Source organism: Actinotalea solisilvae (genome assembly GCF_016464425.1).
Taxonomy (GTDB): domain Bacteria; phylum Actinomycetota; class Actinomycetes; order Actinomycetales; family Cellulomonadaceae; genus Actinotalea; species Actinotalea solisilvae.
This window is the reverse complement of sequence record NZ_JADDKQ010000016.1, coordinates 117,339-132,230: the sequence shown is the minus strand read 5'-3', so window position 1 is coordinate 132,230 and position 14,892 is coordinate 117,339. Positions and strand designations below refer to the sequence as shown.

Annotated in this window: 17 protein-coding genes and 3 tRNA genes; 10 read left to right on the top strand and 10 right to left on the bottom strand. The window is 76.0% G+C overall.

The features are described 5' to 3' along the window. Positions 1–105: 105 nt before the first annotated feature. The 3 genes from JIG38_RS13790 to purM are packed head-to-tail and all read left to right on the top strand — an operon-like array spanning position 106 to position 3,129. On the top strand, positions 106–408 hold the full coding sequence (locus tag JIG38_RS13790; protein ID WP_307844930.1) for a histidine kinase: 303 nt from the start codon (positions 106–108) through the stop codon (positions 406–408). Positions 409–466: 58 nt separating this feature from the next. Next, on the top strand, positions 467–2,011 hold the full coding sequence (gene purF / locus JIG38_RS13785) for an amidophosphoribosyltransferase (RefSeq protein ID WP_199424385.1): 1,545 nt from the start codon (positions 467–469) through the stop codon (positions 2,009–2,011). Next, positions 2,008–3,129 (top strand): phosphoribosylformylglycinamidine cyclo-ligase, encoded by a 1,122-nt coding sequence (gene purM / locus JIG38_RS13780; protein WP_199424384.1) that lies wholly within the window; start codon positions 2,008–2,010, stop codon positions 3,127–3,129. Before purF ends, purM begins: the two co-directional genes overlap by 4 nt. A gap of 162 nt (positions 3,130–3,291) precedes the next feature. Here the strand turns inward: purM and JIG38_RS13775 are convergent, their stop codons facing one another. Continuing rightward, complete coding sequence (locus JIG38_RS13775) at positions 3,292–3,492, bottom strand: DUF3073 domain-containing protein (RefSeq protein ID WP_199424383.1); 201 nt, start codon at positions 3,490–3,492, stop codon at positions 3,292–3,294. Positions 3,493–4,060: 568 nt separating this feature from the next. Between JIG38_RS13775 and JIG38_RS13770 the strand changes: the two genes are divergently transcribed. The 3 genes from JIG38_RS13770 to JIG38_RS13760 all read left to right on the top strand — a co-directional run bounded on the left by JIG38_RS13770 (position 4,061) and on the right by JIG38_RS13760 (position 6,717). Beyond that, on the top strand, positions 4,061–4,267 hold the full coding sequence (locus tag JIG38_RS13770; protein ID WP_199424382.1) for a BldC family transcriptional regulator: 207 nt from the start codon (positions 4,061–4,063) through the stop codon (positions 4,265–4,267). Between the two features lie 189 nt (positions 4,268–4,456). Next, entirely contained in the window at positions 4,457–5,950 is a 1,494-nt protein-coding gene (locus tag JIG38_RS13765; RefSeq protein ID WP_199424381.1) for an Ada metal-binding domain-containing protein, read from the top strand. Further along, the gene (locus JIG38_RS13760; RefSeq protein ID WP_199424380.1) at positions 5,947–6,717 is read left to right on the top strand and encodes a methylated-DNA--[protein]-cysteine S-methyltransferase; all 771 of its coding nucleotides are present in this window, start codon (positions 5,947–5,949) and stop codon (positions 6,715–6,717) included. The genes JIG38_RS13765 and JIG38_RS13760 overlap by 4 nt, the downstream gene beginning before the upstream one ends. A 31-nt stretch (positions 6,718–6,748) precedes the next feature. On the opposite strand, the gene JIG38_RS13755 is transcribed toward JIG38_RS13760, so the two are convergent. The 6 genes from JIG38_RS13755 to JIG38_RS13730 form a co-directional block, all read right to left on the bottom strand. Continuing rightward, positions 6,749–7,042 (bottom strand): DUF3618 domain-containing protein, encoded by a 294-nt coding sequence (locus JIG38_RS13755; RefSeq protein ID WP_199424379.1) that lies wholly within the window; start codon positions 7,040–7,042, stop codon positions 6,749–6,751. Then, a complete protein-coding gene (locus tag JIG38_RS13750) occupies positions 7,039–7,446 on the bottom strand; it encodes a phage holin family protein (protein WP_199424378.1) in 408 nt (135 codons plus the stop codon). Before JIG38_RS13750 ends, JIG38_RS13755 begins: the two co-directional genes overlap by 4 nt. Positions 7,447–7,561: 115 nt before the next feature. Next, on the bottom strand, positions 7,562–8,683 hold the full coding sequence (locus JIG38_RS13745; RefSeq protein WP_199424377.1) for a GNAT family N-acetyltransferase: 1,122 nt from the start codon (positions 8,681–8,683) through the stop codon (positions 7,562–7,564). Between the two features lie 100 nt (positions 8,684–8,783). Next, a tRNA-Phe gene (locus JIG38_RS13740) sits at positions 8,784–8,856 on the bottom strand. Between the two features lie 15 nt (positions 8,857–8,871). Then, positions 8,872–8,945, bottom strand: a tRNA-Asp gene (locus JIG38_RS13735). 78 nt (positions 8,946–9,023) lie between these two features. Then, positions 9,024–9,096: transfer RNA gene (locus tag JIG38_RS13730), tRNA-Glu, on the bottom strand. Positions 9,097–9,247: 151 nt separating this feature from the next. On the opposite strand from JIG38_RS13730, the gene JIG38_RS13725 reads away from it, so the two are divergent. Both JIG38_RS13725 and JIG38_RS13720 read left to right on the top strand, forming a co-directional pair. Further along, positions 9,248–9,601 (top strand): metallopeptidase family protein, encoded by a 354-nt coding sequence (locus tag JIG38_RS13725; RefSeq protein WP_199424376.1) that lies wholly within the window; start codon positions 9,248–9,250, stop codon positions 9,599–9,601. A gap of 35 nt (positions 9,602–9,636) precedes the next feature. Continuing rightward, positions 9,637–10,548 (top strand): LLM class flavin-dependent oxidoreductase, encoded by a 912-nt coding sequence (locus JIG38_RS13720; protein WP_199424375.1) that lies wholly within the window; start codon positions 9,637–9,639, stop codon positions 10,546–10,548. A gap of 30 nt (positions 10,549–10,578) precedes the next feature. On the opposite strand, the gene galE is transcribed toward JIG38_RS13720, so the two are convergent. Both galE and JIG38_RS13710 read right to left on the bottom strand, forming a co-directional pair. Next, on the bottom strand, positions 10,579–11,556 hold the full coding sequence (gene galE / locus JIG38_RS13715; RefSeq protein WP_199424374.1) for a UDP-glucose 4-epimerase GalE: 978 nt from the start codon (positions 11,554–11,556) through the stop codon (positions 10,579–10,581). Positions 11,557–11,683: 127 nt separating this feature from the next. After that, on the bottom strand, positions 11,684–11,959 hold the full coding sequence (locus JIG38_RS13710) for a GlsB/YeaQ/YmgE family stress response membrane protein (protein WP_199424373.1): 276 nt from the start codon (positions 11,957–11,959) through the stop codon (positions 11,684–11,686). 174 nt (positions 11,960–12,133) lie between these two features. Between JIG38_RS13710 and JIG38_RS13705 the strand changes: the two genes are divergently transcribed. After that, on the top strand, positions 12,134–13,558 hold the full coding sequence (locus tag JIG38_RS13705; RefSeq protein ID WP_372419894.1) for a mechanosensitive ion channel family protein: 1,425 nt from the start codon (positions 12,134–12,136) through the stop codon (positions 13,556–13,558). Between the two features lie 88 nt (positions 13,559–13,646). Then, positions 13,647–13,928: an iron-sulfur cluster assembly accessory protein gene (locus tag JIG38_RS13700; RefSeq protein WP_199424372.1), complete on the top strand. Its 282-nt coding sequence runs from the start codon at positions 13,647–13,649 to the stop codon at positions 13,926–13,928. 26 nt (positions 13,929–13,954) lie between these two features. Here JIG38_RS13700 and JIG38_RS13695 read toward each other — a convergent pair whose 3' ends face one another. Continuing rightward, positions 13,955–14,881, bottom strand: a complete 927-nt coding sequence (locus JIG38_RS13695; protein ID WP_199424371.1) for a phosphotransferase — start codon at positions 14,879–14,881, stop codon at positions 13,955–13,957. Positions 14,882–14,892 lie beyond the last annotated feature (11 nt).

Sequence of the window (14,892 nt, the reverse complement as noted above, 5' to 3'; positions counted from 1 at the left end):
CGCGCTGCTGGGGGTGGGCGCGGCGCCCTTTGCGTGGGGTGGGGGGGGGGGGGCGGCCCCCCCCCCCGGGGGGGGGGGCCCCCACGGCCGTCCTAGCATCGGTGCGTGCCCACACCTCCTGACGCCCCGCTGCCCGACGACGCCGCGCCCGGGGCGAGCGACCCGAGCGAGGAGGAGCTCGCGCACGCGCGGGAGGGCCGCGTCCGGCGCGCCCCGCGCTTCCGGGCGTTCGTCCAGGCGGGCGTCGTCGTCGGCGTCGTGCTGGGCGTGCTCGCGGCGCTCGTCCTGCCGGCCGAGGCGACGGAGGCGGGCCGGGGCACCGTCGCGGTGTTCACGGGCCTCGCCGGGGCCGTCGCGGGCGCCGTCGTCGGCGCGGCGCTGGCCGTGCTCGCGGACCGACGCTCCTGAGTGCCCACTGGGCGGGCGCCGGCGCGACCCGGCCGCGGGCGTGTGCGAGCATGGCGGCGTGGCCCGCGGAGACGGACGACTGACCCATGACCTGCTTCCCGGCGAGAAGGGTCCCCAGGACGCGTGCGGCGTCTTCGGGGTCTGGGCGCCCGGCGAGGAGGTCGCCAAGCTCACCTACTTCGGCCTCTACGCGCTGCAGCACCGCGGCCAGGAGTCGGCCGGCATCGCGACCTCGAACGGCGAGCAGCTGCTCGTCTACAAGGACATGGGGCTCGTGTCCCAGGTCTTCGACGAGACGGCGCTCAACGCGCTGACCGGCCACATCGCCATCGGTCACACGCGCTACTCGACCACCGGCTCGTCGACGTGGGAGAACGCGCAGCCCACCCTCGGCCCGACGGCGGGCGGCACGGTCGCGCTCGGCCACAACGGCAACCTCACGAACACCGCGGAGCTCGTCGAGCTCGTCGCGGAGCGCTACGGCTCGCGCCGCCGGGGCGAGCTCGCGCGCGGCACGACGACCGACACCGCGCTCGTCACGGCGCTGCTCGCCGGCGACCCGGACCGGACGCTCGAGGCGACCGCGCTCGAGGTCCTCCCGCGGCTCCGCGGCGCGTTCTGCCTCGTCTTCATGGACGAGAACACGCTCTACGCCGCGCGCGACCCGCACGGCGTCCGCCCGCTGGTGCTCGGCCGCCTCGAGCGCGGCTGGGTCGTCGCGAGCGAGACGGCGGCCCTCGACATCGTCGGCGCCTCGCTGGTCCGCGAGGTCGAGCCGGGCGAGCTCCTCACCATCGACGCCGACGGCCTGCGCAGCCAGCGGTTCGCCGAGCCCACGCCCACCGGGTGCGCCTTCGAGTACGTCTACCTCGCGCGGCCCGACACGACGATCGCGGGCCGCTCGGTGCACGCGGCGCGCGTCGAGATGGGCCGCTCGCTCGCGCGCGAGTTCCCGGTCGACGCCGACCTCGTCATCCCGGTGCCCGAGTCCGGCACGCCGGCCGCGATCGGCTACGCGGCGGAGTCGGGCATCCGGTACGCGCAGGGCCTCACGAAGAACGCCTACGTCGGCCGCACCTTCATCCAGCCGTCGCAGACCCTGCGCCAGCTCGGCATCCGGCTCAAGCTCAACCCGCTGCGCGAGGTCATCCGCGGTCAGCGCCTCGTGGTCGTGGACGACTCGATCGTGCGCGGCAACACCCAGCGCGCGCTCGTGCGCATGCTGCGCGAGGCGGGCGCCGCCGAGGTCCACGTGCGCATCTCGTCGCCGCCCGTGAAGTGGCCGTGCTTCTACGGCATCGACTTCGCCTCGCGCGCCGAGCTCATCGCGACCGGGCTCTCGCCCGAGGAGATCGGGCGCTCGATCGGCGCGGACTCGCTGGGCTACATCTCGCTCGAGGGCATGGTCGCCGCGACGAACCAGCCGTCGTCGCAGCTGTGCACCGCGTGCTTTACGGGGAAGTACCCGATCGAGCTGCCCTCCGCGGACCGCCTCGGCAAGAACCTCCTCGAGCAGAGCGAGCTCCCGCTCGGTGCGCCCGAGGACGGCCTGGCGACGCTCGTCACCGCGACCGGCGGCGCCGGCGCGCTCGACCACCCGTGAGCGCGGGCGAGGGCGCGCCGCGCGTCACCTACGCGTCCGCAGGCGTCGACACGGAGGCGGGCGACCGCGCGGTCGAGCTCATGAAGGACGCCGTCCGCGCGACGCACGGCCCCCAGGTGCTGGGCGGCGTCGGCGGCTTCGCCGGCCTCTACGACCTCTCTGCGCTGACGCGCTACCGTCGCCCGCTGCTCGCGTCGTCGACCGACGGCGTCGGCACCAAGGTCGCCATCGCGCAGGCCCTCGACGTGCACGACACGATCGGCTACGACCTCGTGGGCATGGTCGTCGACGACATCGTCGTCGTGGGCGCCGAGCCCCTGTTCATGACCGACTACATCGCGACGGGCCGCGTCGTCCCCGAGCGCGTGGCCGACATCGTCCGCGGGATCGCCCAGGCGTGCGCCGAGACCGGCACCGCCCTGGTCGGCGGCGAGACGGCGGAGCACCCGGGCCTCCTCGGACCGGACGAGTACGACGTCGCGGGCGCGGCCACGGGCATCGTCGAGGCCGACGCGCTGCTCGGCCCCGAGCGGGTGCGCGAGGGCGACGTCGTCGTCGCCATGGCGTCCTCGGGGCTGCACTCCAACGGGTACTCGCTCGTGCGGCGCGTGGTCGAGGTGGCGGGCTGGGGCCTCGAGCGCGACGTGCCCGAGCTGGGCCGCGCGCTCGGCCTCGAGCTGCTCGAGCCCACACGGCTGTACACGCGACCCTGCCTCGACCTCGCCGCGGACGGCGCCGCGCAGGTCCACGCCTACAGCCACGTCACGGGCGGCGGCCTCGCGGCGAACCTCGCGCGCGTGCTGCCGGCCGGCCTCCTCGCCGACGTCGACCGCTCGTCGTGGGTGGTGCCGCCGGTGTTCGAGCTCGTCCGGCGCCTGGGCGACGTGCCGTGGGGCGACCTCGAGCGCACCCTCAACCTCGGCGTCGGCATGGTGGCCGTGGTCGGCGCGGCGGGAGCGGACGCCGCGATCGCGCGGCTCACGGCCGCAGGTGTGCCCGCGTGGGCCCTCGGCACCGTGCGTGCGGACGACGGCGCGACCGGGCCCGACGTCGTGCGTGGCACCAAGGGCGTCGACGGCGGCGCCGTCGCGCTGCACGGCGGCTACCGCACGAGCTGAGGCGCGCCGACGGGATCGCCGGCGTGCGCGTCCCGGGCGCGGGGTGCGCCGGCGGGACGAGCACACGAACGCGGCGCGCGGGCACGACGAGGTGCCCGACGCGCCGCGTCGGCGTTCGTTCGCTCGGACCTCCCGGCGGACCCTCGGGTCACGCCGGTGTCGTCAGCGGTCCTCGCCCGCCCAGTCCGCGAACTCGTCGACGTCGTCGCGGGAGTCCGGGGTCGGCCGGGTTCCGGTGAGGTCGCTGCGGCGGGGACCAGACGTGAGCTCCTGCTCGAGGGCTCGATAGTTCGGCTCGTAGCTCGAGTACTTGAGCTCGCGAGCGACCTTCGTCTGCTTCGCCTTCTGACGGCCGCGCCCCATGGCATCGACCCCCTCTATAACGTAGAAGCGGGGCGGCACCGTGCAGTCACGTGCGGCCCCGGGGTGCTGGTTCTCGTCGTGGGGTAACGCTACATGGTCCGGGGATGTTCCGGCGACCTGCGGGGCGTGGCCGGCGTCACGCACACCGGACGTCCACAGGGTGTTCACCCGGCCGGGCGCACCGGTGCCCGTCCGGCCGCCGCCGTCGGCCGCCGGCCGCGGCGCGCGCCGAGCCGGCGCGGACCCGCGTCGGTCACACCGGCTGTGACGAGCGTCTCATGCGATCAAGGACGGCGGTTTTCACGGCGGAGCGACGCTATCGGTGCCGGATCGCCGTCGTCCGCCCCTGCCGACCACGGTTTCCGTGGCGCGCACGCGTTCCCACGACGGTTCTCACGGCGCAGCCCGAGACACGCGGGCCACATGTCGAGACGGATGCGGGCCGGGCACCGCGTGTCCGCTGTACGGTGTTTTGGTACGGAAAGTGCAAGGCATGACGTCACGACGCAGTGACCATCGTCGGGCGCCCGCCACCGGCGGCTCGCCCGACCTCCCGAAGGAGGACCACGTGTCAGCTCGTCAGACCCCGCCCGAGGCGCTCCTCACGCCGTCCGAGGTGGCCGCGCTCTTCCGCGTGGACCCCAAGACCGTGACGCGCTGGGCCAAGGCCGGCAAGCTCACCGCCATCCGTACCCTCGGCGGGCACCGCCGCTACCGCGAGGACGAGGTCCGCGGCCTGCTCGAGGTGCCCAACCAGCGCGCCGTGGTGGCCTGACCCCCGCCCCACCGGCGCTCGCGCCAACCGCACCCACGCACGACCGCCGCCGCTCGCTGCCGCGCGCGCGAGCGGCGCGCGTCGGTGCGTCACCGAGGGCGGGTGCTGCCTCCGCGGGCGCCGCCGACGGGCCACCGCCATGTCCGGATCCCGCCAGCCCGGTCGGCGGGGCGGGGGCAGGATGAGCACGTGACCCCACCGCTCGCCCTCGACCGCGACGTCGCCTACCGCGCCGTCCAGGGCCGCGACCCGCGCTTCGACGGCCGGCTGTTCGTCGCCGTGCGCAGCACCGGCATCTACTGCCGCCCGTCGTGCCCGTCGCGCACCCCCAGGCCGGAGAACTGCCAGTTCCACACGACCGCGGCCGCGTGCGTCGCCGCCGGGTTCCGCGCGTGCCGCCGCTGCCGCCCGGACGCGCTGCCGGGCTCGCGCGAGTGGGACCTCGACGCCGACCTCGCCGGGCGTGCGCTGCGGCGCATCGGTGACGGCGCGGTGGACGTCGACGGTGTGGCGGGCCTCGCCGCGGCGCTGCACGTGAGCGAGCGCCACCTGCACCGCGTCGTCGTCGCGCAGGTCGGCGCGACGCCCGGGCAGCTCGCGCGCACCCGCCGCGCCCAGGTCGCGCGCCTGCTCGTCGAGCAGACCACGTGGCCCATGGCCGACGTCGCCTTCGCGGCCGGCTTCTCCAGCGTGCGCCAGTTCAACGACGTCATGCGGGCCGAGTTCGGCGCACCGCCCTCGACGCTGCGTCCCGGGCCCAGCAGGCGCGGGCCTGCGGCCGGTGGGCACCCGGCACCCGAGGCCGGCGCCGCGACCGTGACGCTCCGCCTGCGGCACGCGGCGCCCTACGACGGCGACGCCTTCGTGGCGCACGTGGCCGCGCGCGCGGTCCCCGGGCTGGAGGAGGCGCGCGTCGACCCGGGGCGCGCCGGCTCGGTCCGCCGCGTGGTCCCGGCACGCGGTGGCGACGCGCTCGTCGAGCTCACCCCCGGCGAGCGGCACCTCACCGCGACCCTCACGGTGCCCGACATCGCGGACGTCCCGCGGCTCGTCGGCCGCCTGCGGCACTGGGCGGACCTCGACGCCGAGCCCGCGCGCGTCGGTGCGGTGCTCGCCCAGGACCCGCTCCTCGAGCCGCTCGTGACCCGGCGGCCCGGGCTGCGGGTCCCCGGCACGGTCGACCCGGGCGAGCTCGCGCTGCGCACGGTCCTCGGCCAGCAGGTCAGCGTCGCGGCGGCCCGGACGCTCACGGGCCGGCTCGTCGCCGCGGCGGGGGCGCCCACACCGCACGGGTTGCTCCGGTTCCCCGAGCCCGCCGAGGTCGCCGCCATGGGCGTCGACGGCCTGCGGGCGCTCGGCCTCACGGGCGCGCGGGCGACGACCCTCGCCCACCTCGCCGCCGTGCTCGCCGACGGCCTCGACCTGGGGCCGGGCGCCGACCGTGCCGTCGCGCGCGCGGCGCTCGCCGCGGTGCCCGGCATCGGCCCGTGGACCGTCGAGTACGTCGCCCTGCGCGCGATGGGCGACCCCGACGCCTTCCCCGCGCACGACCTCGTCCTGCGCCAGGCGCTCGGCGGCGTCACGGCCGCCGAGGCCGTGCGCCGAGCGGAGTCCTGGCGCCCCTGGCGCGGGTACGCCGCGCAGCACCTGTGGACGTCCCGATCGACCCTGGAGGACGCATGACCGCCACCCCGACCACGGTGACCCCGACCACGGTGACCCCGACGACCGCGGCACCCGCCGGACCGACGACGGCGGCACCCGCCGGCCCGACCACCGCGGCACCCGCCGGCCTGACGACCGCGGCCCTCGGCCCGACGACCGCGGCTCCGGGCCCGACGACCGCGGGAGGTCCGGCACGTTCGAGGGCGGGCGGCCGGCCGGACGCCGACCGACCGGCGCCCGCCCGCGCCGGACGCGATTGGTCCGACGTCCCCGCGCTCGTCCTCGCCGCGACGGTCGCGACGCCCGGGGGCGACGTCGCGCTCGCGGTGACGCCCGACGGCGTCGTGCGCGCGGCGGGCTACGCGCCGCTCGACGCGGTGCTCGGCCGCCTGCGTGCCGCCTACCCCGGCGTCGTCAGCCGCGAGGTCGCGCCCGCGGACCTGCCCGGGGACGCGGTGCCGGCCCTCGAGCGGTACGCCGCGGGCGACGCGGGCGCCCTCGAGGCGGTGCCCGTCACCCAGCCGGGCGGCGAGTTCTTCCAGGCCGCCTGGGACGCCATGCGCCGCATCCCGCCGGGCCGCACGGTCACGTACACCGAGCTCGCGGCGATGGCGGGACGTCCCGCGGCCGTGCGCGCGGCCGGCACGGCCTGCGCGCGCAACCTCGTCGCGCCGTTCGTGCCGTGCCACCGCATCGTCCGCACGGACGGCTCGCTGGGCGGGTACGCGTTCGGCGTCGCGACCAAGCAGGCGCTCCTCGCGCACGAGCGCGGCGCGGCGTCCTGACGGCTTGACCGCCCGACGGCCTGACCCGGCGTCAGCCGCGGCGGACGAGCTTCCCCACGACGCCGAGGACGACGGCGGCCCCGGCGCCGAGCACGATCCACGCGCGCCGGGTCGGCTCGGGCTCGTCGGCGGGTCGCACGTCGCCCGTGACGCGGCGCCGCAGGTCGGCGACGGCCGCCTTGACCTCGTCGGAGATCTCGGCCGCCGCGTTCTTCGGGTTGAGGCGGTCGCTGAGCTCGTCCACCGTGTCCTTGAGCTGGGCCCGCGTCCGGGCGATCTCCGCCTCGATCTCGGCGGGGTCGGTCGAGGGACCGGACGAGCTCATGAGTGGAGTCCTTCCTTGACGGCGGCGACGTCGGCCTTGATGCTCGCCTGCGCGCGCTCGGGGCCGGGGGGCTTGCTCTGGTCGAGCGCGCGCTTGCCGACGGCCCCGAGGATGCCGGCGACCAGCAGGAGCACGACCGCGACGATGAGCGCCGCGAGCCAGGCGGGCACCGCGTGCGCGAGCCCGAGGATCGCCGTCGTGACGAGCGCGGCGAAGCCGAAGAACCCGAGGAACGCGGCGGCCCCGAACAGGCCGATGCCGACGCCCGCGTGCTTGGCCTTGATCGCGAGCTCGGCCTTGGCGAGCCGGATCTCGTCCCGGATCAGCTGGGACAGCTTCTCGGAGAGGCTGCTGACCAGCTCCCCGATGCTCGGCCGGGCATCGGGTCGCGTTGTGTGAGCCACCTCACCACGTCCTTCGTCGTCGGGAGCCGCCACGGCGGCCTGCGTCCGATGACATTGTTCTGCACCGGCCGCCCCGGCGCACGTGCGTCGGCGCACGGATCCTGGCGCCGAGGCGTCAGAGGCTGCCCTCCCACTCGGCGGCGACGCCGGCGGGACGGAACCCGAGCGCCACGTTGATCGCGAGCATGGGCGCGTTCTCCTCGGCGTTCCACGTGTGCACCCGACGTGCGCGCGGGGCCACCTCGGGCAGCGCCCGCGCGACGGCGCTCTTCACCAGCATCCCGAGCCGGTGCCCGCGGTGCTCGCGCAGCACGAGCGTGTCCTCCTGGAAGACGGGGCCCTCGCCGTCGACCGGGTAGGCCACCATCGAGAAGCCCGCGAGGCGACCCGACGCGACGTGCTCCGCGGCCGCCATGAGGTAGCGCTGGCCGCGCTCGTGGAACTGCTGCTCGGCCGACCGCACCCGGTCGGCGTCCCAGGGGTCCTCCTCGACGTCGAGCGCGCCCGACGGCGCGTCGGTGCTCATCCGCGTCTCGAGGGCGGCGACGTCGTCGACCCAGGCCGCGGGGATCTCGTCGTGCCAGACGTGCACGCGGTACGCGTCGCCCGCGGCCGCGAGGGCGTCGTCGTGCAGGCGCGCGAGGTGGTCCGCGGGGACGGGGAGGTCGAGGACCGAGTGCCGGGCGATCTGCTCGAGGCGCAGGCCGCGCGCGAGGAGGAACCGGGCCGTGGGGTGGTCGGCGGGGAAGCGGCCGCTGCCCGTGGGGGCCTCGAGCGCGCCCGGGCCCGGCGGCGGCTCGGTGCCGGCCATGCCGTCGGTGTGCACCACGCGGCGGCCCGCGTCGCGGGCGACGGCCGTGACCCGGTCCCACAGGGCCGCGCCGATGCCGCGCCCACGTCGCTCGGGGTGGACGCCCACGTACACCTCGGCGATGTGCGCGTTGCCCACCTGCGGGAAGGCGACCATGCCGCGCCCGACGACGGACTCCGGCGTGCGGCTGCCGTCGGCGACCGCGACGAAGCGCCGCATGCGGCGGTAGGGGTCGAGCAGCGTCGCGCGCGTCGTGGCGGCGTCGAGCGCGAGGTCCGTGTCGCCGAGGTCGTCGAGGGCGATGGCGCGCTCGAGGAGGACGGTGCCGTGGATGGCCCAGGCGTCCGGGCTGTCGAGGTCGGCGGGGAGGACCTCGAGGATCTCGACGGTGCTCGGGACGGTCGGCGTGGTCGTGTGCTCGCTCACGGTCCGAGCGTCGCGCCTCGCCGGGGGAGGCGCGACGGAATTAGCCGGGGACGACGACGCCCCGCCGGCGTCGGGCGCGGGCGGGGCGTGAGGTCCTGGGTGGCCACTGGCAGGGTCGAACTGCCGACCTTTCGATTTTCAGTCGAACGCTCTACCAACTGAGCTAAGTGGCCGTGCGTACTGCCGAGCGACCCCGACGGGACTTGAACCCGCGACCTCCGCCGTGACAGGGCGGCGCGCTAACCAACTGCGCTACGGGGCCTTGGTGAAGCCAAGACCATGCTGCTGAACTGCTGAACTGCTCGTCGTGCTGGACCGCTGAACTGCTCGACCCGGGCCGTACCCCCAACGGGATTCGAACCCGTGCTACCGCCGTGAAAGGGCGGGGTCCTAGGCCGCTAGACGATGGGGGCCCGTGTCACGTCGGACGCCCGTGACGTCGAAGCGTCGTAAGACCTCGGAAAGCATACGGGAGCGCCTCCGGATCTCCAAAGCGGCCCCCTCGGGGGGCCCTGACCTGCCCGGACGGTGCCCGGAGGGGGCGCGGGGCGCGATGATGGGGGCATGGTCGAGATGAGCCGGGAGGCGTTCGAGGACGCCGTGCGCGACGCCCTCGACCTCATCCCCGCCGAGCTCGCGGCGCAGATGGACAACGTCGTCGTGCTCGTCGAGGACGACGCGCCCGAGGACGACCCGGACCTGCTGGGCCTGTACGAGGGCGTCGCGCTGACCGAGCGGGACGGGTGGTGGGCGGCGGGGTCGCTCCCGGACCGGATCACGATCTTCCGGAACCCGACGCTCGCGGTGTGCGAGACGGCCGACGACGTGGTCGACGAGGTCGCCGTGACGGTCGTGCACGAGATCGCGCACCACTTCGGGATCGACGACGACCGCCTGCACGCGCTCGGCTGGGCCTGAGCGGTCGACGAGGACGAGCGGACGAGAGGACGAGGATGCGGATCGGGATCGTGCTGCTGCCCCAGGAGCGCTGGGCCGTCGACCGGGAGCGCTGGGTGCGCGCCGAGGAGTACGGCTTCGACCACCTGTGGACCTACGACCACCTCGCGTGGCGCACGCTCGCCGACGAGCCGTGGCTCGCCACCGTGCCCCTCCTCGCGGCGGCAGCGACGGTCACGCACCGCGCCCGCCTGGGCACGTGGGTCGCGAGCCCCAACTTCCGCCACCCGGTCCCGTTCGCCAAGGACGTCATGGGGCTCGACGACATCAGCGAGGGCCGGTTCGTGCTCGGCGTCGGCGCGGGGGGCACGGGCTGGGACGCCGAGGTGCTCGGGCCGCCCGTGACGCCCCGGGTGCGCAGCGAGCGGTTCGCCGAGTTCGTCGAGCTGCTCGACCTCCTCCTCACGCAGCCCGTGACCGACTGGTCCGGCCGGCACTTCGAGGCGCACGCCGCGCGCATGCTCCCGGGCTGCGTGCAGACGCCGCGGGTCCCGTTCGTCGTCGCCGCGAACGGGCCGCGCGCCCTGCGGGTGGCGGCGCGGTACGGCCAGGGGTGGGCCACCTACGGGGTCGGCGCCGCGGTCGACGCCGACGGGACCGGCCCGGGGCGTGACGCGCTGCAGGAGCAGTGGTGGTCCGACCTGGCCGGCCTCGTCGAGCGGTTCGAGGATGCCGCGCGCGACGCGGGCCGCGACCCCGCGACCATCGACCGCTACCTCAACGTCGACGCGGCCCCGGTGTTCTCGCTCGAGTCCGTCGACGTCCTCGAGGAGGGCGTGGCGCGCGCCGCGGCGCTCGGGTTCACGGACGTCGTCGTGCACTGGCCGCGCGCCGAGGGCGTCTACGCGGGGAGCGAGGCGGTCCTGGAGCAGGCGGCCTCGCGCCTCCCCGCCCTCCGGGCCCTCTGACCCCTCGTTCGCGGGGGTGGGGTGGGTGGGTCAGGGGTGGGACTGGCGGGCCTGCCAGGCGCTCGCGACCATCTGCGTGAGGGAGTGGCGCATGCGCCAGTCGAGGTCGCGCGCCGCCAGCTCCCCGGACGCCACGATCCGCGCGGGGTCGCCCGGCCGGCGCGGGGCCTCCTCGGGCTCGAAGGCGATCCCGGTGACCTCGGCCATCGCGGTCATGATCTGGCGCACCGAGACGCCGTCCCCGCTGCCGAGGTTGTAGACCGGCTCGAGCGGACGGCCCTCGGCGAGCGCGCGGGCCGCCGCGACGTGCGAGGTCGCGAGGTCGGCGACGTGCACGTAGTCGCGCACGCACGTGCCGTCGGGCGTTTCGTAGTCCGTGCCGTTGATGCGCGGCGTGCGGCCCGCGACGAGCGCGTCGAGGACGAGCGGGAAGAGGTTGTGCGGGCTCGTGTCGTAGAGGTCCGGCGTGCCCGACCCCACGACGTTGAAGTACCGCAGCGACGTGTGCCGCAGGGGCGCGGGCGCGTCCGCCGTCGCGCGCGCCTGGTCGCGCAGCAGCCACTCGCCGATGAGCTTGCTCTCGCCGTACGGGGACTCGGGCGCGGGCGGCGTGGCCTCGGTGACGAGGTCGGTGTGCGGCGTGCCGTAGACCGCGGCGCTCGACGAGAACACGACGGCCTCGACGCCGGCCTCGGCGGCCGCGCGCAGGAGGTGCGCGGTGCCGGTGACGTTCTGCTCGTACGTGTGCAGCGGGCGCTGCACGCTGACGCCCGCGTACTTGAACCCCGCGAGGTGCACGACGCCGGTCACCGCGTGCTCGCGCATCGCGGCGAGCACCGCGTCGGTGTCGAGGATGCTCGCGCGCACCAGGGGGACGTCGTCGGGCACGAATGCTTCGTGCCCGCTCGAGAGGTCGTCGACGACGACGGCGGGCAGGCCCGCCTCGCCGAACGCGCGCACCACGTGGGATCCGATGTAGCCGGCGCCGCCGGTCACGAGCCAGGTCATGGCACCCAGGATAGCCACAGGATCGAAAGAACTTCAACAAAACCGAACATCCGGCCGCCGCGACGGGCCCGGACGCAGCGACGCCCGGTGGCACGGGGCCACCGGGCGTCGCGTACCGCGGGTCGCGTCAGACGCGACGACGGCGGCCGAGCATGTTCGCGGCGATCGTCACACCGATCGCGGCGAGGACGACCTGGATGATGAGCTCGATCCAGTCGATGCCGGGCGTGTCCTCGGTGCCGAGGAGCGCGCCGGCGATCCACGTGCCGAGCAGCGCGGCGATGATGCCGACGATCACGGTCACGAGGAGCGAGATGTTCTGCCGCCCCGGAGCCACGAGGCGCCCGAGCAGCCCGATGATGATGCCGACGACGATCGCGGCGATGATGGAGCCGATTCCCATGGCTGACCTCCGTTGCTGGATCTTTCCTGGGGTGCTGACCCTCGGCACGGACGCTAGACCCGCCCGGGTGAGCCCGCACGTCGAGTTGATCGACGTACCCGATCGAGTGAGGCGGGTCACGTCCCGGGTGCCCGGGTCGTGGGTGGACGCCCGAGTTCGTCCTAGCCTGGACGGGTGACCCCCGCAGCCCCGTCCCTGAGCCTGCCCGCGCACCCGCCCGGTCTCCTCGCGGCCGCCGACGCCGCCGAGGCGGGCGGCACCGCGGCCGGGCCGGTCATCGTGCTCACCATCGCCGGCGCCCTCATCGTGGCGCTCGTCGTCGCCGAGGTGGTCGCCGCCGTCGTGCGTGCGGTCGGGCGCCGCACGTGGCTCGCGGAGAACCTCTCCCGCCGCGCGCGCCGGCCGCTGCGGGTGGTGCTCGTCGTGGCCTCGGTGTGGGTCGCCCTGCGGCTCGTGACCGACCCGCCGCCCGGGGGACCGACCTGGCGGCCGGGGCTCGAGCACGCGCTGCTCATCGTGCTCATCGTGTCGGTCGCGTGGCTCGTGGGGGCGCTCGCCTTCGTCGTCGAGGACGCGACGGCCGCGCGCTACCGGACGGACGTGCCCGACAACCGCCACGCGCGTCGCGTGCGCACCCAGGTGATGGTCCTGCGCCGCCTCACGGTGGCCGCCCTCGTGCTCGTCGCGCTCGCCGCCGTGCTCCTGACGTTCGACGGCGCGCGCGCGATCGGCGCGGGCGTGCTCGCGTCCGCCGGCGTGCTGTCGGTGGTCGTCGGCCTCGCGGCGCAGACGTCGCTCGCCAACGTCTTCGCGGGCCTGCAGCTCGCGTTCACGGACGCGATCCGCGTGGACGACGTCGTCGTGGTCGACGACGAGTGGGGCCGGATCGAGGAGATCACGATGACCTACGTGGTCGTCCACGTCTGGGACGACCGGCGGCTCATCCTCCCGTCGACCTACTTCACGTCGACGCCGTTCGAGAACTGGACCCGGCGCGCGGCGGACCTCCTCGGCACGGTCGAGCTCGACCTCGACTGGCAGGTGCCCGTCGCCGAGATGCGCGCGGAGCTGACGCGCCTCCTCGGTGAGAGCGGCCTGTGGGACCACCGGATCGGCATCCTCCAGGTCACCGAGGCGACGGGAGGCTTCGTGCGGGTCCGCGCGCTCGCGAGCGCCGTCGACGCGCCGACCCTCTTCGACCTGCGGTGCGAGGTGCGCGAGGGCCTCGTCGACTGGCTCCAGCGCCACCACCCGGAGGCGCTGCCCCGGACGCGGTGGGAGCAGTCGGCGACCGAGCCCGCGGCGCGGCCGGCGCCCCGCACGCCCGACGTCGCGCGGGAGCCCGACGTCGCGACGCCACGCACGGCGCCGACGCCCACGGCCGTCCCGGGCGCGCCCGGCCACCCGACGGCGGACGACACCGTGCGCCTCGACCCGGGCAAGGACTCGCGGCTCTTCACGGGCAGCATCCGCGCGGTCGAGCGCTCGCGCGTGTTCCAGGGCCCCGGCGACGAGGTGATCGCCGAGCGCGAGCAGACGGCGTCGGGCCAGCTGCCGCCCGTGCCGCCCGAGGGAGGACCCGCGCGCCACGAGCGCTGAGCGGGGCCGCCCTCCGGTTGCGATCAGCCACGGCGTTCGCGACGGTGGGCTCGCGCCACCACCGGGGCGGCGCCGAGGAGGTGCCCCGATGCTCACGCTCACGCCCAACGCCCGGCACGCGGTCCGGGACATCGCCGCGCGCGCCCACCTCTCACGTCGGGGCGGGCTGCGGATCGCCGAGTCGCGCGAGCGCGCCGGGGCGTTCGAGGTGTCGCTCGTCGAGGAGCCGGTCGAGGGCGACGAGGTCATCGAGGCGGACGGCGCGCGCGTGTACGTCGAGCCGCGGACGTCGTCGGTCCTCGCCGACCAGCAGCTCGACGCCGCCGCGTCGCCCGAGGGGACCGGCTTCCTGCTCGCGCCCCGGGACTGAGCGGACGACCTCGGCGCGGACCGGTCTCAGCGGGTCGCGCGGCGGATCGCCGCGACCGCCTCGCGGTGCACGGCGTCGAGGCCGTCGACACCCGCCTGGTGCGCGAGGGAGGCGTGGACGCGGACCGCGACGGCGCGCGCCCGCAGCGCCCGGTCCTCGGGCACGTCGCCGTAGGCGTCGAGGAAGGCCGCCCGGGCGGCGCCGTCGAACGCGCCGTACGCGGCCATGAGGTCGACGCACGGGTCCGCGAGCGCGACGTCGCCCCAGTCGATGACGCCCGTGAGCCGGCCGTCGGCCACGAGGAGGTGGCGCACGTGCAGGTCGCCGTGGACGAGCACCGACGCCTCCGGGCCGGGCGGGGGCAGGCGCTCGACGGCGGCGAGCACGCCCTCGGCGTCGGCGGTGAGCGCCGGGTCGCCGAGGTCCGCGAGCGCCGCGCGCGCCCGCGCCGTGACCGTCGTCGGGTCGGCGCGGCGGTTGGGGTCCGCCCGCAGCGTGAGCCCGTCACGGGCGAGCGCCGCCGTGGTCTCGCGCGCGAGGTCGGGCGCGTGCAGCGCGCGGAGCAGCGTCCCGGCCGCGCGCGCGACGGCGCCCCGCGCCGCGTCCTCGACGCCCGCGCGCGCGAGCTCGACGCCCGGCAGCGCCCGCGCCCCCCAGAACGGCCACGGCACCTCGGCGGTCGGGCTGCCGAGCCAGCGCGGGTGGGGGATCGGGACCTCGAAGCGGTCGGCGAGGTGGCGCAGCACCGCGAGCTCGTGGCGCGCGCCGGGGAGCGCGATCTCGCGGTGCACGAACCGGAAGAGCCACGCGTCACCCACGGCGACCACGAGGTTGTCCCAGCCGGCGTCGAACACGCGCACGGGCAGGCCGGCGAGCTCGGGGAACTGCTGGGCCACGACGGCGCGCGCGAGCCGCTCGTCGATCACGACGTCGGGCGTCCACACGTGCGGCACCGCCCGAGGAT